This is a genomic window from Bradyrhizobium sp. Kon69 (assembly GCF_055807515.1).
The window spans coordinates 23879-40186 of sequence record NZ_JBVVOS010000013.1; the positions used below are offsets into that span (position 1 = coordinate 23879).

General features: G+C 64.7%; 16 protein-coding genes. 11 read left to right on the forward strand and 5 right to left on the reverse strand.

The features are described from left to right. Nucleotides 1-96 precede the first annotated feature (96 nt). The 9 genes from AC0L3U_RS18475 (at nt 97) to AC0L3U_RS18515 (ending at nt 9928) form a co-directional block, all read left to right on the forward strand. On the forward strand, nt 97-1065 hold the full coding sequence (locus AC0L3U_RS18475) for a Bug family tripartite tricarboxylate transporter substrate binding protein (RefSeq protein ID WP_473362675.1): 969 nt from the start codon (nt 97-99) through the stop codon (nt 1063-1065). Beyond that, nucleotides 1062-1547 carry a tripartite tricarboxylate transporter TctB family protein gene (locus AC0L3U_RS18480; RefSeq protein ID WP_473362676.1) on the forward strand — a complete coding sequence of 162 codons (486 nt, stop codon included), beginning with the start codon at nt 1062-1064 and terminating at the stop codon, nt 1545-1547. Before AC0L3U_RS18475 ends, AC0L3U_RS18480 begins: the two co-directional genes overlap by 4 nt. After that, the gene (locus tag AC0L3U_RS18485) at nt 1547-3046 is read left to right on the forward strand and encodes a tripartite tricarboxylate transporter permease (RefSeq protein ID WP_473362802.1); all 1500 of its coding nucleotides are present in this window, start codon (nt 1547-1549) and stop codon (nt 3044-3046) included. The genes AC0L3U_RS18480 and AC0L3U_RS18485 overlap by 1 nt, the downstream gene beginning before the upstream one ends. Nucleotides 3047-3098: 52 nt before the next feature. Further along, nucleotides 3099-3899, forward strand: a complete 801-nt coding sequence (locus AC0L3U_RS18490) for an NYN domain-containing protein (protein ID WP_473362677.1) — start codon at nt 3099-3101, stop codon at nt 3897-3899. A gap of 85 nt (nt 3900-3984) precedes the next feature. Beyond that, nucleotides 3985-5787: an adenine deaminase gene (locus tag AC0L3U_RS18495; protein ID WP_473362678.1), complete on the forward strand. Its 1803-nt coding sequence runs from the start codon at nt 3985-3987 to the stop codon at nt 5785-5787. Between the two features lie 153 nt (nt 5788-5940). Further along, the gene (gcl, locus tag AC0L3U_RS18500) at nt 5941-7731 is read left to right on the forward strand and encodes a glyoxylate carboligase (RefSeq protein ID WP_473362679.1); all 1791 of its coding nucleotides are present in this window, start codon (nt 5941-5943) and stop codon (nt 7729-7731) included. Nucleotides 7732-7743: 12 nt separating this feature from the next. After that, complete coding sequence (hyi, locus tag AC0L3U_RS18505; protein ID WP_473362680.1) at nt 7744-8529, forward strand: hydroxypyruvate isomerase; 786 nt, start codon at nt 7744-7746, stop codon at nt 8527-8529. 12 nt (nt 8530-8541) lie between these two features. Then, a complete protein-coding gene (locus AC0L3U_RS18510) occupies nt 8542-9429 on the forward strand; it encodes a 2-hydroxy-3-oxopropionate reductase (protein WP_473362681.1) in 888 nt (295 codons plus the stop codon). A 115-nt stretch (nt 9430-9544) separates the two neighbouring features. Next, entirely contained in the window at nt 9545-9928 is a 384-nt protein-coding gene (locus AC0L3U_RS18515) for a DUF1236 domain-containing protein (protein WP_007593296.1), read from the forward strand. Between the two features lie 43 nt (nt 9929-9971). Here the strand turns inward: AC0L3U_RS18515 and AC0L3U_RS18520 are convergent, their stop codons facing one another. The 3 genes from AC0L3U_RS18520 to AC0L3U_RS18530 all read right to left on the reverse strand — a co-directional run bounded on the left by AC0L3U_RS18520 (nt 9972) and on the right by AC0L3U_RS18530 (nt 11606). Beyond that, a complete protein-coding gene (locus AC0L3U_RS18520; protein WP_473362682.1) occupies nt 9972-10349 on the reverse strand; it encodes a VanZ family protein in 378 nt (125 codons plus the stop codon). A gap of 76 nt (nt 10350-10425) precedes the next feature. Next, complete coding sequence (locus AC0L3U_RS18525) at nt 10426-11028, reverse strand: thiamine pyrophosphate-dependent enzyme (RefSeq protein ID WP_473362683.1); 603 nt, start codon at nt 11026-11028, stop codon at nt 10426-10428. 11 nt (nt 11029-11039) lie between these two features. Next, nucleotides 11040-11606 carry a thiamine pyrophosphate-binding protein gene (locus AC0L3U_RS18530; protein WP_473362684.1) on the reverse strand — a complete coding sequence of 189 codons (567 nt, stop codon included), beginning with the start codon at nt 11604-11606 and terminating at the stop codon, nt 11040-11042. Between the two features lie 266 nt (nt 11607-11872). Between AC0L3U_RS18530 and AC0L3U_RS18535 the strand changes: the two genes are divergently transcribed. Further along, the gene (locus AC0L3U_RS18535; protein WP_456765100.1) at nt 11873-12922 is read left to right on the forward strand and encodes a hydroxyacid dehydrogenase; all 1050 of its coding nucleotides are present in this window, start codon (nt 11873-11875) and stop codon (nt 12920-12922) included. Between the two features lie 156 nt (nt 12923-13078). Continuing rightward, complete coding sequence (locus AC0L3U_RS18540) at nt 13079-13291, forward strand: hypothetical protein (protein WP_007608382.1); 213 nt, start codon at nt 13079-13081, stop codon at nt 13289-13291. A 4-nt stretch (nt 13292-13295) separates the two neighbouring features. On the opposite strand, the gene AC0L3U_RS18545 is transcribed toward AC0L3U_RS18540, so the two are convergent. Beyond that, entirely contained in the window at nt 13296-13871 is a 576-nt protein-coding gene (locus AC0L3U_RS18545) for a GNAT family N-acetyltransferase (protein ID WP_456765099.1), read from the reverse strand. A gap of 6 nt (nt 13872-13877) precedes the next feature. After that, nucleotides 13878-16235, reverse strand: coding sequence for an Orn/Lys/Arg family decarboxylase (locus AC0L3U_RS18550; RefSeq protein ID WP_473362685.1), 2358 nt, complete (start codon nt 16233-16235; stop codon nt 13878-13880). Nucleotides 16236-16308: the final 73 nt, after the last annotated feature.

The window sequence follows — 16308 nt, forward strand, 5'->3', positions numbered from 1 at the left end:
CCCGGGGTATGTCACTGGACAGTGTCGGCCGTTTTGGCTGATATGCGACCAAACGACACGATGCGGCAAACGTCCGCATGAGCCCGGAGACGTCCCATGTTTCAACTTCCCGCGCGCCTCGTCGGCGCAGCCGTCGCGCTGACCCTTGCGGCAGCCACGCCGGCTTTTGCCCAGCAGCTCGAGCTCAAGCTGATGGCACCGGCGGCGCCGGGTGGTGGCTGGGACCAGACCGCGCGCTCGATGCAGCAGGCGCTGGTCGCCGCCGGCGTCGCACGCAGCGTGCAGGTCACCAACGTTCCCGGCGCAGGCGGCAGCGTCGGCATCGCGCAGTTCGTCAACGGCGCCAAGGGTGACGGCAACCAGCTGATGGTCAACGGCTTCGTCATGGTGGGCGCGCTCGCCATGAACAAATCACCCGTCACGCTCGAGCAGGTGACGCCGATCGCGCGCCTCACCGAGGAAATCCAGGTGATCGTGGTGCCGGCAAATTCACCGATCAAGACCGCGCAGGATCTGGCCGCAGCGGTGAAGGCCGACATCGCCAAAGTGACCTTCGCCGGCGGCTCGGCCGGCGGCGTCGATCATGTGATGGCGGCATTGTTCGCCGGCGCCGTCGGCACCGACGCAAAGAAGATCAACTACATCCCGTTCTCGGGCGGCGGCGAATCGCTCGCCGCCATTCTCGGCGCGAAGGTCACGGCCGGCATTTCCGGGCTCAGTGAATATGATGGGCAGATCAAGTCCGGCAAGCTGCGCGCGATCGGCGTGACCTCGGAGAAGCGCATTCCAGGCAGCGACATTCCGACCTTCAAGGAACAGGGCATCGACCTTGTGATCGCCAATTGGCGTTCGGTGGTCGCGCCTCCCGGAATCACGCCGGAGCAGCGCAGGACGCTGAGCGACGCGGTCGAGAAGATGGTGAAGTCGGACGCCTGGAAGGACATCCTCAAGCAGAAGGGCTGGGAGGATGCCTATCTCGGCGGCGACGCCTTCGCCGACTTCCTGAAGAAGGAAACCGTGCGCGTCACCGACGTGCTGAGATCAGTCGGCCTGGTCAAATCATGACCTCGGGCGATCCGGTCCAGCCGCCGCGGCGCGTCGATCGCGCCGGCGTCATCATTGCTGCGTTGCTCGCAGGTCTTGCCGCGGTGCTGGTCTGGGACGCGCGCGGCCTGCAATCGACCACGATGTACGGGATGGGGCCGGAGGCGATGCCGGTCGTGATCGCCACCGGTCTCGCGCTGCTCGCGATCGGCAATCTCATCGACGCGCTGCGCGGTCATTTGCCGGCGCGCGAGAGCGCCGATCCCGTGCCTGTGGTCTTGATCCTCGCGGGCCTTGCGCTGCTGATCGGCATCATCGGCTTCGGCGGCGGGTTCATTCTGGCGACGTCGGCGCTGTTCGTCACGACCTCGGCGGCATTTGGGCGCCGGGCCGTCCTCGTCGATTCCGTCATCGCCCTGGTGATGTCGATCCTCATTTACCTCGCGTTCGACCGGCTGTTGACGTTGAGCCTTCCGGCCGGCCCCCTGGAGCGACTGCTGTGATGGAAACTTTCGCGGCGCTGGCCCACGGCATGGCGGTCGCCGTCCAGCCGATGAATCTCCTCTACGCCCTGATCGGCGTGTTCCTCGGCACCGCCGTAGGCGTGCTGCCCGGCATCGGCCCAGCGTTGACGGTCGCGCTGCTGCTGCCGGTCACCTACAAGCTCGATCCCGGCGGCTCGCTGATCATGTTCGCCGGCATCTACTACGGCGGCATGTATGGCGGATCGACCACGGCCATCTTGATCAACACGCCCGGCGAGAGCGCCTCGATGGCGACGGCGCTCGAAGGCAACAAGATGGCCAAGGCCGGCCGCGGCGGGCCGGCGCTCGCGACCTCCGCGATCGGCTCCTTCGTCGCGGGCACCATCGCCACCATCGGGCTTGCCTTTCTCGCGCCGTGGCTGGTCGATTTCGCCGTGCGCTTTGGCCCGGAGGATTATTTCGCGCTGATGTGCGTCGCCTTCGTCACGGTGTCGGCGACCTTCGGCGATTCCCCGATCCGTGGCCTGACCAGCCTGTTCATTGGTCTGACGTTGGGCCTCGTCGGCATCGACAAGCTGACCGGTCAGGCGCGGCTTGCGTTCGGCGTGCCCGAGCTGCTCGACGGCGTCGAGGTGACGACGCTCGCGGTCGGCCTGTTCGCGGTGGGTGAGGCGCTCTACGTCGCATCGCGCCGCCACCACAGCGAGGAGAAGCTCGAGCCGGTGCGCGGCTCGCTGTGGATGACCAAGGAAGACTGGAAGCGATCGTGGAAGCCGTGGCTGCGCGGCACCATGTTCGGCTTCCCGATCGGTGCGCTGCCTGCCGGCGGCGCGGAGATCCCGACCTTCCTGTCCTATTCTTGCGAGAAGCGGCTGACCAAATACCCGGAAGAATTCGGCAAGGGCGCGATCGAAGGCGTCGCAGGACCGGAGGCCGCCAACAACGCTTCGGCTGCGGGCACGCTGGTGCCGCTCCTGACGCTGGGATTGCCGACCTCGGCGACGGCCGCGATGATGCTGGCGGGCTTCCAGCAATACGGTCTCAACCCGGGGCCGCTGCTGTTCGCCGAGCGGCCCGACCTCGTGTGGGGCCTGATCGCGAGCCTGTTCATCGCCAATTGCATGCTGCTGGTGCTCAATCTGCCGCTGGTCGGCCTGTGGGTGCGGCTGCTGGCGATCCCGCAGCCGTGGCTCTATGCCGGCATCCTCGTGTTCGCGACCATGGGCACCATCGCCGCAAAGCCGTCGGTCGTCGAACTGTCGATGCTGGCCGGCTTCGGCGTGCTCGGCTTTCTGATGCGGCGGTTCGATTTTCCGATCGCACCCGTCGTGGTCGGCCTGATCCTTGGCCCGATCGCCGAGAGCCAGCTGCGTCGCGCGCTCGCGATCAGCCTCGGCGATCCCATGACGCTGCTCCAGAGCCCGATCTCGGCGACGCTGCTTGCGCTGGCGTTGATCGCGCTGCTGGCGCCCTTCGTGCTGAAAGGGATGGGACGCTTCAAGGCGAACGAGGACTAGCCATCCCGACGCGAGCGTCTTCTAATGCTACGTTCATCTCGTGGGAAAAGTCATGCCGTCAGAGCTTCGTTCGCCCCGTCTCGCTGTCCTGATTGATGCTGACAATGCTTCGGCAAAGATCGCCGATGGACTGTTCGAGGAGATTGCCAAGATCGGCGAGGCCAGCGTTCGCCGCATCTACGGCGACTTCTCCAATGCCAGGTCGAGGGGCTGGGCCGACATCCTGTCGAAACACGCCATCATCCCGCAGCAGCAGTTCGCCTATACGACAGGGAAGAATGCGTCGGACATCACCCTGGTCATCGACGCGATGGACCTACTCCACAGCGGCCGGTTCGACGGCTTTTGCCTGGTGTCGTCGGACAGCGATTTTACCCGTCTCGCCGCCCGAATCCGGGAGCAGGGTATCGATGTCTTTGGGTTCGGCGAACAGAAGACGCCGGAGAGCTTCCGGCAGGCGTGCCGAAGGTTTGTCTACACGGAGAACCTGCTTCCCGCGCCGGCGAACACCCAGGACGCCGCCTCGCGATCGACGTCGCTTCAGCCGCTTGATGCCGCAACCCCCATCATCAAGAAGGTCATCACCCAGATGGAGAGCGAGGACGGCTGGGTGACGCTCGGGGAGGTCGGTCGCCAACTCGCCAATCTCGCGTCCGATTTCGATCCGAGAACGTTCGGCTTCCGCAAACTGAGTGACCTCGTGCGAAAGACGAATGCGTTCGAGATCGACGAGCAGAACGGGAGGTCGATGCGGATTCGGGTCAAGGCCGCTGCCGCAGCGGCCCCGAGACGACGGAACTCGCGCAGACCCGCGAGGCCGGCGGCGGCAGGCGCTTCGCCGCCTAAGGCGTAAGCAGGGCGTGCCGTTATATTTGCGCTTGCCCGGTCCGGCGCGGAGCGTAACCATCGCAGGGCCATAACGCCACGCGAGGGTCCTGATGACCAGACTTACCCGCTTCGCCGTCGCACCGTTGCATTCGATGACCCGGCGTCTCGCCGATGTGGCCTCGGCCCGTGTCGCGCCGGATCTCGTCGTCACCGGCGCGCGCGTGCTCTCGACCTATTCGGAGCGTATCCACGCGAACCGCGAAATCTGGATCACCGGCGGCCGCATCGCGGCGGTGAAGCCGGCCGGTGCTGCGAAGGAAGTCTTCGGCAACGTGCCGGTTTACGATGCCGCCGGCGGCATCATCGCGCCGGGACTGGTCGATCCGCACATCCACATCGAATCCTCGATGGTGACGGCCTGCGCCTATGCCGAGGCCGCGCTGCTCAACGGCACCACCACGATCTTCTGCGACAGCCACGAGATCGGCAACGTCATGGACGTCGCCGGCGTCGAGGCGATGCTGGAGGACGCGCGCGAGGCGCCGTTGTCGATCTTTTTGACTGTGCCGAGCACGGTGCCGGCCACCTCAGCCGCACTCGAGACCGCGGGCGGCGACCTCACGCCGGACAAGATCGCCGGCCTGTTCGACCGTTGGCCCGAAGCGATTGCGCTCGGCGAGAAGATGGACTTTGTGCCTGTCACCATGGGCGACGAGCGAAGCCACGCCATCCTCGCCGCCGCCCTGAAGCGCGGGCGGCCGGTATCCGGTCATGTTTATGGCCGCGAGTTCGTTGCGGCCTATGCGGCGAGCGGCGTCACCGATACGCACGAGGCGATCGACCGCGACATCGCCGACGATCTGCTCGATGCCGGGGTCTGGGTGTTCCTGCGCGGGGGACCGCCGACCACGCCGTGGCACTCGCTGCCGCAGGCGATCCGCACTATCACCGAGCTCGGCGCTTCGCATAAGCGCACCGCCGTGTGCACCGACGATCGCGACGCCGATGATCTCCTGCTGTTCGGTCTCGACTGGGTGGTGCGCGAAGCCGTGAAGGCGGGAATGTCGCCCGAGCAGGCCTGGTCAATGGGCTCGCTGCATGGCGCGACGCGCTTCGGCATGGACAGCGATATCGGCGGGCTTGGCGGCGGGCGCCGCGCCGATCTCGTGCTGATGGACGACAATCTGAAGCCGCAATGCACCTGGTATGGCGGCGAGCTCGTGGTCGAGAACCGCAAGATCACACCGAAGCTCGATCAGGCGCTGACGCAGCGCTATCAATACCCGCAGGCGGCCTACGCGACTGTGAAGCTGCCGGAGAAGCTGAAGCTGACGCCGGAGCTGCCGGCGAAGGCCTGCACCATCAACGCCATCAAGACCGCGTTGCCCGGCATCATGCTGATCCATGAGAAGATCGCGATCGAGCCGGCAAAGGATTGGCCGACGCTGTTCGCTCGCTACGGCCTGTGCTTCGTCACGGTGGTCGAGCGCCATGGCAAATCGGCCGGCAATGTCGCCTATGGCCTGTTGAAGGACTTTGGCCTCAAGCGCGGCGCAGTCGCCTCCAGCGTCGGGCACGACAGCCACAACATCATCGTTGCCGGCACCAACGAGGCCGACATGCAGGTCGCGGTGGCCGCCATCAAGGAGCAACAGGGCGCCGTCTGCCTCGTCGCCGAAGGCAAGGTGAGGGCGCTGGTGCCGCTGCCGATCGCTGGGCTCTTGTCCGACAAGCGCGTCACCGAAGTGGCCGAAGAGGTCAAGGTGCTGAAGAAGGAATGGGCGGAAGCCGGCTGCACCATCCCCTACATGGGATTCAATTTGATTCCGCTATCGGTCATTCCGGAAATTCGTATCACCGACAAGGGTCTCGTGCTGGTGCCGCAGATGCAGCTGGCGCCGCTGTTCGAGTGATCGCTTTCACGGATATCTCGATCTAACCGATTGAGACCGCCACGATTTTTCCGCGGCTACCGCATCGTGGAAAATAAAATCGATCTCGTTGAGTGCAGCCCTCGCGGGCCCGATGATCCCGCTCGAGCCAATGCAACTCAAGCGAGGTCCGATATGGCGAAGATGCGAGCCATCGATGCTGCCGTGCGAATTCTGGAAAAGGAAGGCATCTCGACCGCCTTCGGCGTTCCCGGGGCCGCGATCAATCCGCTTTACTCGGCGCTGAAGAAGCGCGGTTCGATCCGCCATATCCTGGCGCGCCATGTCGAGGGCGCCTCGCACATGGCCGAGGGCTATACGCGGGCCAAGGCCGGCAATATCGGCGTCTGCATCGGAACCTCGGGGCCGGCGGGCACCGACATGATCACCGGGCTCTATTCGGCGATTGCCGATTCCATCCCGATCCTCTGCATCACCGGGCAGGCGCCGCGCGCGCGACTCTACAAGGAGGATTTCCAGGCGGTCGATATCGAGTCGATCGCAAAGCCCGTGACCAAATGGGCGGTGACGGTGCGCGAGCCGGCGCTGGTGCCCCGCGTGTTCAGCCAGGCGTTTCACGTGATGCGCTCGGGAAGGCCCGGCCCGGTCCTGATCGACATGCCGCTCGACGTGCAGCTCGCCGAAATCGAGTTCGACGACGAGACCTACGAGCCGCTGCCGGTCTACAAGCCCAGCGCGACCCGCAAGCAGGTCGAGAAGGCGCTGGAGATGCTCAATGCGGCCGAGCGTCCGCTGATCGTCGCGGGCGGCGGCGTGATCAATGCCGACGCCTCGGATCTGTTGGTGGAATTCGCCGAGATCGCCAACGTGCCGGTCGTGCCGACGCTGATGGGCTGGGGCGCCATCCCCGACGACCACGTCCTGATGGCCGGCATGGTCGGTCTCCAGACCAGCCATCGTTACGGCAATGCCACCATGCTCGAATCCGATTTCGTACTCGGAATCGGCAACCGCTGGGCAAACCGCCACACCGGCTCGGTCGAGACCTACACCAAGGGGCGCACCTTCGTGCATGTCGACATCGAGCCGACGCAAATCGGGCGCGTGTTCAATCCCGATCTCGGCATCGTCTCGGACGCCAAGGCCGCTCTCGAACTGTTCGTCGCCGTCGCCAGAGAGTGGCGCCGGTCAGGCAGGTTGCGCGAGCGCCAGGCATGGCCCGCTTCCTGCCGCGACCGCAAGAAAACGATGTTGCGCAAGAGCCATTTCGATAACGTCCCGATCAAGCCCCAGCGCGTCTACGAGGAGATGACTAAGGCCTTTGGCCGTGACACCTGCTACGTCACCGTGATCGGCCTTTCGCAAATCGCCGGCGCGCAGTTTTTGGGTGTCTACAAGCCGCGCAACTGGATCAATGCCGGGCAGGCGGGACCGCTCGGCTGGACGCTGCCCGCGGCGCTCGGCGTGCGCGCGGCGTGCCCGGATCGCGATATCGTCGCGCTCTCGGGCGACTACGACTTCCAGTTCCTGATCGAGGAGCTCGCGGTCGGAGCGCAATTCAACCTGCCCTACATCCACGTCGTCGTGAACAATTCCTATCTGGGCCTGATCCGCCAGGCCCAGCGCGGCTTCGACATGGACTATCACGTCCAGCTCTCCTTTGAGAACATCAACGCGCCCGAGCTCGGCGGCTACGGCGTCGATCACGTCGCCGTCGCCGAAGGGCTCGGCTGCAAGGCGATCCGCGTCACGGACCCTAAGGACGCGCAGGCCGCGTTCGCGACCGCGCGCGAATGGATGGCGAAGTACCGCGTGCCCGTGATGGTCGAGTTCATTCTCGAACGCGTCACCAACATCGCGATGGGCACCGAGATCGACAACGTCGTCGAATTCGAGGAGGTGCTGGACCAGCCGCTCGACGAGGTCGCGACCGCGCGGCCGGGCGTGCTTCAGCCTGCGGAATAGGGGACCAGCATCATGCCGAAATTCGCCGCCAATCTCACCATGCTCTTCAACGAGATGCCGTTCGTGGACCGCTTCGCCGCGGCCAAAGCGGCGGGCTTTTCCGGGGTCGAGTACCTCTTCCCCTATGAATTCGACAAGGCGCAGCTGCGCGAGCAGCTCGACAGCCATGGGCTGACGCAAGTGCTGCACAATCTGCCGGCCGGCAATTGGGCGGCAGGCGAGCGCGGCATCGCCATCCTGCCTGATCGTATCAGCGAGTTCAGGGACGGCGTGTTTCGCGCCATCGACTATGCCAAGGCGCTCGATTGCGAGCAGCTCAATTGCCTCGTCGGCATCGCGCCTGTCGATGCCGATCCGCGTGAGCTCAACGAAACGCTGGTCGGGAATCTGCGCTTTGCGGCGTCGACCCTGGCGCGGGAGAACATCAAGCTTCTGGTCGAGCCGATCAACACGCTCGACATTCCCGGCTTCTTCCTGAACGGCACCGAGCAGGCCGTGCAGCTGATCTCCGAGGTGCGCTCGAACAATCTGTTTGTCCAGTACGATATCTATCACATGCAGATCATGGAGGGCGATCTCGCCCGCACCATGCAGGAATATCTGCCGCAGATCGCGCACATCCAGCTCGCCGACAATCCCGGCCGCAACGAGCCCGGCACCGGCGAGATCAACTATCCCTTCCTGTTCCGCCATCTCGACGCGATCGGCTATCGCGGCTGGATCGGTTGCGAATACAAGCCGCGCACCACGACGCTGGACGGCCTGTCCTGGCACGCGGCGCAGACTTTCGAGACCTGAGGAAACTTTGACATGATCGACATCGGCTTTATCGGACTTGGCACCATGGGACGGCCGATGGCCGGCCATCTTCTGGCCGCAGGCCATCGCGTTCTCCTGCACGATGTCGGGCCGGTCGCACCCGAGCTGATCGCCGCCGGCGGCGTTGCCTGCAAGTCAAGCAAGGAGGTTGCGGAGGAGGCGGATGCGGTCATCATTATGGTGCCCGATACGCCGCATGTGGAGGCCGTGCTGTTCGGCAAGGATGGCGTCGCGGGCGGCATTTCCAAGGGCAAGATCGTGGTCGACATGAGCTCGATCTCGCCGCTGGCGACCAAGGAGTTTGCGAAGAAGATCGAGGCGCTCGGCGCGGATTATCTCGACGCACCGGTGTCAGGCGGGGAGGTCGGTGCCAAGGCGGCAAGCCTCACCATCATGGTCGGTGGCCCGGAGCGCGCCTTCAACACCATGAAGCCGATCTTCGACCGGATGGGAAAGAACGTCACCCGGGTCGGCGCCAATGGCGACGGCCAGACGACGAAGGTAGCCAACCAGATCATCGTCGCGTTGACGATCGAGGCGGTCAGCGAAGCGCTGCTGTTCGCGTCGAAAGCCGGTGCGGATCCGGCACTGGTGCGGCAGGCCTTGATGGGCGGCTTTGCGTCGTCGCGGATTCTCGAAGTGCATGGCGAACGCATGGTGAAGCGCAATTTCGATCCCGGCTTCCGCATCGAGCTGCACCAGAAGGATCTCAACCTCGCGCTTGAAGGCGCCCGCGCGCTCGGCCTGTCGCTGCCGAGTACGGCAGTGGCGCAGCAACTGTTCTCGTCCTGCGCCGCGCATGGCGGCAAGGGCTGGGACCATTCGGCGATGGTGCGCGCGCTGGAACTGATGGCGGGGCACGAGATCGCCACGGCCTGAACTGTTACCGGGTAACAGTCTCCGTTGTGGTTCTGCCTAGATCGGGCGAGGGAACCGGAACAATGATCCGGCCCCGCGGTTGAAGGCGCACAACAATCACTGGAGACATAAGCACATGAAAACCCGTCTTGCGATTTCGTTGGCTGCCGCGTCGCTGCTGGCGTCGAGTGCGGCCTTTGCTCAGTCGACGACCGAAGAGGGCGCCAGGAACGGCGCACGCGCGGGCGGCGACATTGGCGGTCCGGTCGGTGCGATGGTCGGTGGTACCGTCGGTGCGGCCGTGGGCGCCGGCCTTGAAATTCCGAACGCGATCCTGGGCGGAATTCCGCGTGATGATTCCGTCGTGGTTCACGAGCGCGTCGTGGTTGGCGAGCCACTGCCGCCGACCGTGGTGCTGCGGCCCGTGCCGAACTACACCGAATACCGTTATGCGGTCGTAAACGATCGCCGCGTGATCGTGGAGCCGCGCACGCGCCGCGTCGTCAAGATCATCGACTGATCGATCGCAGCGCGAGCTTTGAAGAGACGGGCCCTGCGGAGCGTCACTCCGCGGGGCCTTGGCTCGAGAGGGCCGAATTTGCACGAAACCGCGTCATGGCCCAATCGGCGATGGCCGCCAGCGCGAAGCCGATGCAGGTGGTGCCGGCATCGACCAGAAAGTCCTCCAGCCGCGCATGCCGTCCCGGTGCCCAGAATTGCATCAGTTCGAGCAGGCCGATCAGCGCCACGGCGATGGTTGTGGCCGACAGGCGGCGGCGCGGATAGGCGAGGCCGAAGGCTAGTCCCACCAGGACGAAGGCAAGGGCGTGTTCGCCGTCCTGGCCGAGGTCGGAATGGGGCCGTAGGCCGGGCGGGCCAAGGGTGGCAAAGGCGACGGCGGCGGCAAGCAGCCAGGCAGAGGAACGAACCAAAATGGACATCCGCACCGCTTAGCACGGATTGCAGCAGGCTGCCGAGGCGCCGGCATCAGATCGCCGTGTAGTTAATGACGAAACGTTAAAGTGGCTCGCGCACGCCAAGGCCGTGCATGAAGCGCTCCCGGATTTGTACGGGGTCGCGTCGGGTGGCGCCGACGCCCGGCTTGTCATCGATACGAACGGCGATCAGGCTCGGCTCGCCGGCCGACATGGCTTCCTCGACCAGACGCTCGAAATCCTCCTCGTCAGCGGCCCAGGCGCTGTTGGCAAGCCCGGAGCCGGTCGCGATGGCGACGATGTCGGCCACGTTCGCGGCCGGTGTGGGCTGCGCGCCGGTGATCTGGTAGATACCGTTGTCCATCACGATCATGATGAGGTTCTTCGGCTTCAACGCCGCGATCGTCGAGAGCGCGCCGAGCTGCATCAGCAGCGAGCCGTCGCCTTCGAGCGCGAAGACGCGCCGGTCCGGCTGCGCCAGCGCCACGCCCAGCGCGATCGGGAAGGCGAGCCCCATGCTGCCGAGCATGTAGAAATTCTGCGCACGGTGGCCGGCGGCCCAGAGGTCGAAATTGGTGTTGCCGATGCCGCCGATCACGGCTTCCTCGTGCTCGAGTTTCGCGATCAGGCGGGAGGTGACGTCGAAGCGGTTCATCACTTTGGTGTTGCGCGCGTCTGTATTCATTTGGGCCGACCTCACTTGTCGAACACCTTGCCGCCCGTGAGCAGCGGGTTGAGGATCAGGGCCACCGGAGCCTGCGTCGTGACGGCCTGCTTGATCGAACGGTCGGCAATGAATTCGAGCTCATCGAGCCGGGTGATGGTGTGATGTTCCAGCGCCAGCGAATCCAGCACCGGACGCATGGTGCGGCAGACCAGTGACTGGCCGTAGTTGAACTCGCCGAGCGTGCCGCGCTCGGACACGAACATGATCAGCGGAATCTGGTAGGGCACCGCGAGCGAGGCCAGCACGTTGGCGAGCGTCGCAAAGCCCGAGGTCTGCATCAGCACCGCACCCCGCCGTCCGCCCATCCAGGCGCCCGAGACGATGCCGACGGCCTCCTCCTCGCGGGCGGTGGCAAAGGTGGTGAAGAACGGATCGGCGTGCAGGTTCTTGATCAGCGGCGTCAGCACGCGGTCGGGCACGTAAGGGACGAGGCTGATCTCGTTCCGCTTCAGGGTTTGCAGGACGATGCCGTGCCAGCTCTTGTCACTGGAGGTCTGCGCCGCCTCGGACGAGGTCTGTTGCTCCGCAATCGCCATTGCGTTCTCCCTTCGACCGCGCAGCTTCTTGGTGTTTTGCCTTTGTCGTGGCCATCGTCTTGGCCGTCGCGGCGGTCTGCCGAACTTGACGCAGGCAGCGGGATTGTCAACATGTCCGGGCTGCACCGTGATCTGCGCCAGACGACCTGCCGCGGCCGGTGCCGCCGTGTCATAAGCGGCAATAACAAGAGAACGGAGGAACGCATGACAGGAGCGCGCGAAGCGCTGGCCCTGCGGATCTCCTGGAGAGAGCCGGAAGGGTCCTGATGTCCGTCAACAGCAAGCGCGTCTTCTACGTCAAATATCTGGCCAACCCGATCTACATCGACATCCTGAAGGCGCGGCCCGACGTCCGGCTCGATCGCATCGAGAACGAGAGCCCCGCGGAATATTTCGCGCCGATCATCGAAGCGGCTCATGTCTACCAGATCGGCGCCGCCCGCGACGAACTGGCCCCGCACTTCCATGTCGATGCCGCCTTCCTGAAGCGCGCGCCGAACCTGCTGCTGGTCTCCAGCAACGGCGCGGGATTCGATCCTGTCGACGTCGAGGCCTGCACCGATGCCGGCGTGCTGGTCGTCAACCAGTCCGGCGGCAACGCCCATTCCGTCGCCGAGCATGCGCTGGCGATGATGCTGACGCTGTCCAAGCGCATCATCCAGTCCGATCGCAAGCTCCGCAGGGAGTCCAACGTCAACCGCAACGAACTCGTCGGCAACGAGATCGAGCACAAGACCGTCGGCATCATCGGCCTCGGCAATGTCGGTCGCCGCATCGCCGCGCTGTGCAAGGGCCTGTTCGGCATGAAGGTGCTGGCCTACGATCCTTACCTGACGGCCGAGGTGATGGCCGAGCGGGGCGGCGAGAAGGTCGAGCTCGACGAGCTCTTGCGCCGCGCCGACTTCGTCTCGATCTCCTGTCCGCTCGACAAGGGCAGCCGCAACATGATCAGCGTGCGCGAGTTTGGGTTGATGCAGCCGCATGCGTACTTTATCACCACGGCGCGCGGCTTCATCCACGATGAGGATGCGCTGCTCCAGGCCTTGCGCGACAAGCGCATTGCGGGTGCCGGTCTCGACGTCTGGTCCAAAGAGCCGCCGCCGCCGGAGCATCCGCTGCTCCAGCTCGACAACGTGCTGGCGAGCCCGCATACCGCGGGCGTCACGATCGAGGCGCGGCAGAACATGGGCCGCATCGCCGCCGAGCAGGTGCTGGATACGCTCGACGGCAAGCGCCCGCCGCGCATCATCAATCCGGAGGTCTGGCCACGCTATGCGGAGCGATTCAAGCAGGCGTTTGGTGTGACGCCGGCGTAGTCGGCAGTCGCTTTGTCCTTCCGTGGGCGGCGCTCCTGCTGCCGAATGATCTGCGGGCGGGAACCGCGCCCGACTTTGATCCGCGTCAAAATCTCCCTCCCGCAATCCGGCTAAATGGGATTAGAGTGAGCGCCGCCGGGGCAGGCAGGAGGTCCCATGTCAACTTATGTGGTCAGGTTCATGAAGGACGTGCTCGGCCAGTACGGCCGGCAGATCGAGGTGTGCCAGGGCACACTCGAGATCGACGCTTCCGACGAGGACGAAGCCAGAGAGCGGGCGAAGGCGAGGTTTTGCGAGGACCAGGCGTTGCACCACTGGTCGTTGCATGCCGACCGCATCCAGGTCAGACCGGCTGACTTTCCATCGTGAGCGCCTAGCGCCGGGGCGCCGTGACAGGTGGCGCAGTGACGCCAGCGCCGAGCGAGCGCTGTACCATGACGGTGTCGGACCAGTGACCGTGGCGATAGGCGACACCACACAGAAGGCCGGCGCGCGCGAAACCGAACTTCTCGTGCAACGCCAGCGAGGGCGCATTGTCGGCATCGATATAGCCAATCATCTGGCGGAAGCCGGCGGCTGCACAAGCATCGATCAATTCCTGGAGCAACAGCCGTCCGACCCCGCGGCCAAGATGCTCGTGGTGGACGTAGATCGAATGCTTGGCGGTGTAGCGATAGGCTGGACGCTTGCGGAACAGCACGGCGTAGGCATAGCCCACGACTTCGCCGCGATAGGCCGCGACCAAATGCGGCAGGCGGGTCTGCTTCAGGTTCTTGCGCCGGTCGCGCAGATCGTCCGGCTCGGGCGCACCGGTTCCCTCGACGTCGCGCGGCACGCCGTTGCGGACGTGATGGCGGTAGATCGCCAGCATCGCCTCGACATCGCTCTCGCGTGAGGGCCGGACCAGGACCGGCCCGTCATCCGGGCGCGCAATCGCAGTTTCGTTCATCGGCACCTACTCGGTAACGACGTAAGTATAGAGCCCGATGCGCCCCTGCGCATCGATCTCCTTGTAGACGCCCTGGATTTCCACGTCGAAGCCCGGGAACGTGTTGAAGCAGGTCTCGAACATCTTGAGATAATCCAGCATGGGCTTGGCCCGTTCCGTCAGCCGCTCGCCGGGCACGATGGTGGCGATGCCGGGGGGATAGACCACGAAGGGTGTGGTGGCGATACGGCCCGTGATCGCCTCGATCGGCAGATAGTCGACATCGTTGCGGAATAGGTAGCGCGCGGCATCGCGGGGCGACATCACGATGTCAGGCATATGCTCGGGCATGAACTGTCGCGCCTGAAGCGCGCTGACGTCGGCGGCGCGAAAGAAGCGGTGCATCTCGCCGCAGAGGTCGCGCAGCCGCACGCCGGCATAGCGCGCCTGCCGCCGCTGGGAGAACTCCGGGATAACGTCCGCAAGCAGCGCATTGTCGTCGTGCAGCCTCTTGAAGGCGACGAGACCAGAGATCAGCGTGCCCGCCTTGCTTGCCTCGACGCCCGGGGTAAGCAGGAAGAGCAAGGAGTTGAGGTCGTTCTTCTCGGGGACGATGCGGTTCTCGCGCAGATATTGCGCGACGACCGGGGCGGGGATGCCGTGATCGACATAGCCGCCGGTGATGCGATCGAAGCCGGGCGTGAGCAGCGTCAGCTTGTTCGGATCGGTCATGGCGAAGCCCTCGCTGAGGCCAGGGAAGCCATGCCAGGCGCTGTCGGGGGAGAGCTGCCACAGCGCAGGATTGGTGGCGAGCTCGTCGGTGGAGAGCGTTTCCCAGGCGACGTTGTGCGAAGCGCCGGCGTGGCTGACATCGGGAATGGCGACGCGATCGGGGACGAAGGGTTCGAAGAACCAGCGCCTGTCCGGATTCTGCTCCTTCTCCTCGAACTCCCTGCGCATCGCGCGGATCTTCTTGCGCAGCTCGACGCCGAGCCGGATGGTGTCGTCCCACAGCACTTCGCCGGAGCGGCCCTTCATCATCTGCGCGCCGACGTCGAGCGAGGCGAACAGCGGGTAGAATGGCGACGTGGAAGCGTGCTGCATGAAACTTTCATTGAAGCGGCGGTGCTCGACGCGTCGCTTCTGGCCGCGGATGTGACGATCCTTGATGTGGATTTGGGATGCCTGCGAGAAGCTCGCGAGCTGCTTGTGGGTCGACTGCGTCGCGATGATCCCGGGTGCCTCGGGGGGAAGGTTCGCCAGCCCCATGGCGAAGCGGCCTGCATAGAGCGGGTGGAACTTCATGAAGCCTGCCCAGGCCTCGTCGAACAGGATATACTCGCAGAGATGGCCGATGCGCTTCAAGATCATCTCGGCGCTGTGGATGGTGCCGTCATAGGTGCACTGCTCGACCACGGCGACGCGGAACGGCCGCTCCTTGCGCCAGGCGTCCTTGTCCGTGACCAGGGGATGATTGCGGATTGCCTCGCGCAAGGCTTTTTCGTCGAGCATATCCCAGCGCATCGGGCCGATCAGGCCCCAGGCATTGCGGATGGTCGGCACGTAGACCGGGACGCCGCCATTGATTATCAGCGCGCCGTGATGGGCAGCCTTGTGGTTGTTGCGGTCGAACAGTACGAGATCGCCGTCGGTGACGAGGGCGCCGAGCGCAACCTTGTTCGAGGTCGAGGTCCCGTTGAGCACGAAATAGGTCTTTTCGGCGCCAAAGATCTGGGCGGCTTCCTTCTGTGCCTTCAACGCCGGTCCTTCATGGGTGAGGAGGTCACCGAGGTCGAGCACGGAATTGTCGAGATCGTCGCGAAATACGGACTCGCCGAGATGTTCGACGAAGACCCGTCCGATCGGGCTGCGGTTGTAGAACACGCCGCCATTGTGGCCGGGACAGGTCCATAGCTGGTTGCCCTCCTCGGCATAGTCGACCAGCGCGCCGAAGAACGGCGTCTTCAGCGTCTCTGCATATTGCTTCAGACGGCTGATCAGGTTCTTGGCGATGAAGGTCGGTGTCTCCTCGGACAGGAAGACATAACCGTCGATGAAGTCGAGCACCTCGACCGGGAGATCCTCGAACCGCTTGCGCCGGATCAGGAGGATGATCGGGAAATCGAGGCCGCGCCGCCGCATCAAGTTGATCAGCGCCGAGGTCTTGCCCTCCAGGCCCTTCTTGCCCCAATCCACCACCATGCAGCCGATCGCGGCATCGGTCTGCACCGCCATCTCCGCGTCCTCCAGCTTGCGGGCGCGAACGACCTCGAAGCCGGAACGCTGGATCTCCTCGATGATCTGGTTGAAGCGCACGCCTTCGAGGTCGTCGGCGTCGAACACAGGTGCGGCAAACAGGAAGTTGAAGCGCTTGAAATAATCCATTGTCCATCCCGAATGTGCGAGACCGACAGGTCTCGACACATTTGATGACAGCTGGATGACAGCGGGCGCGATC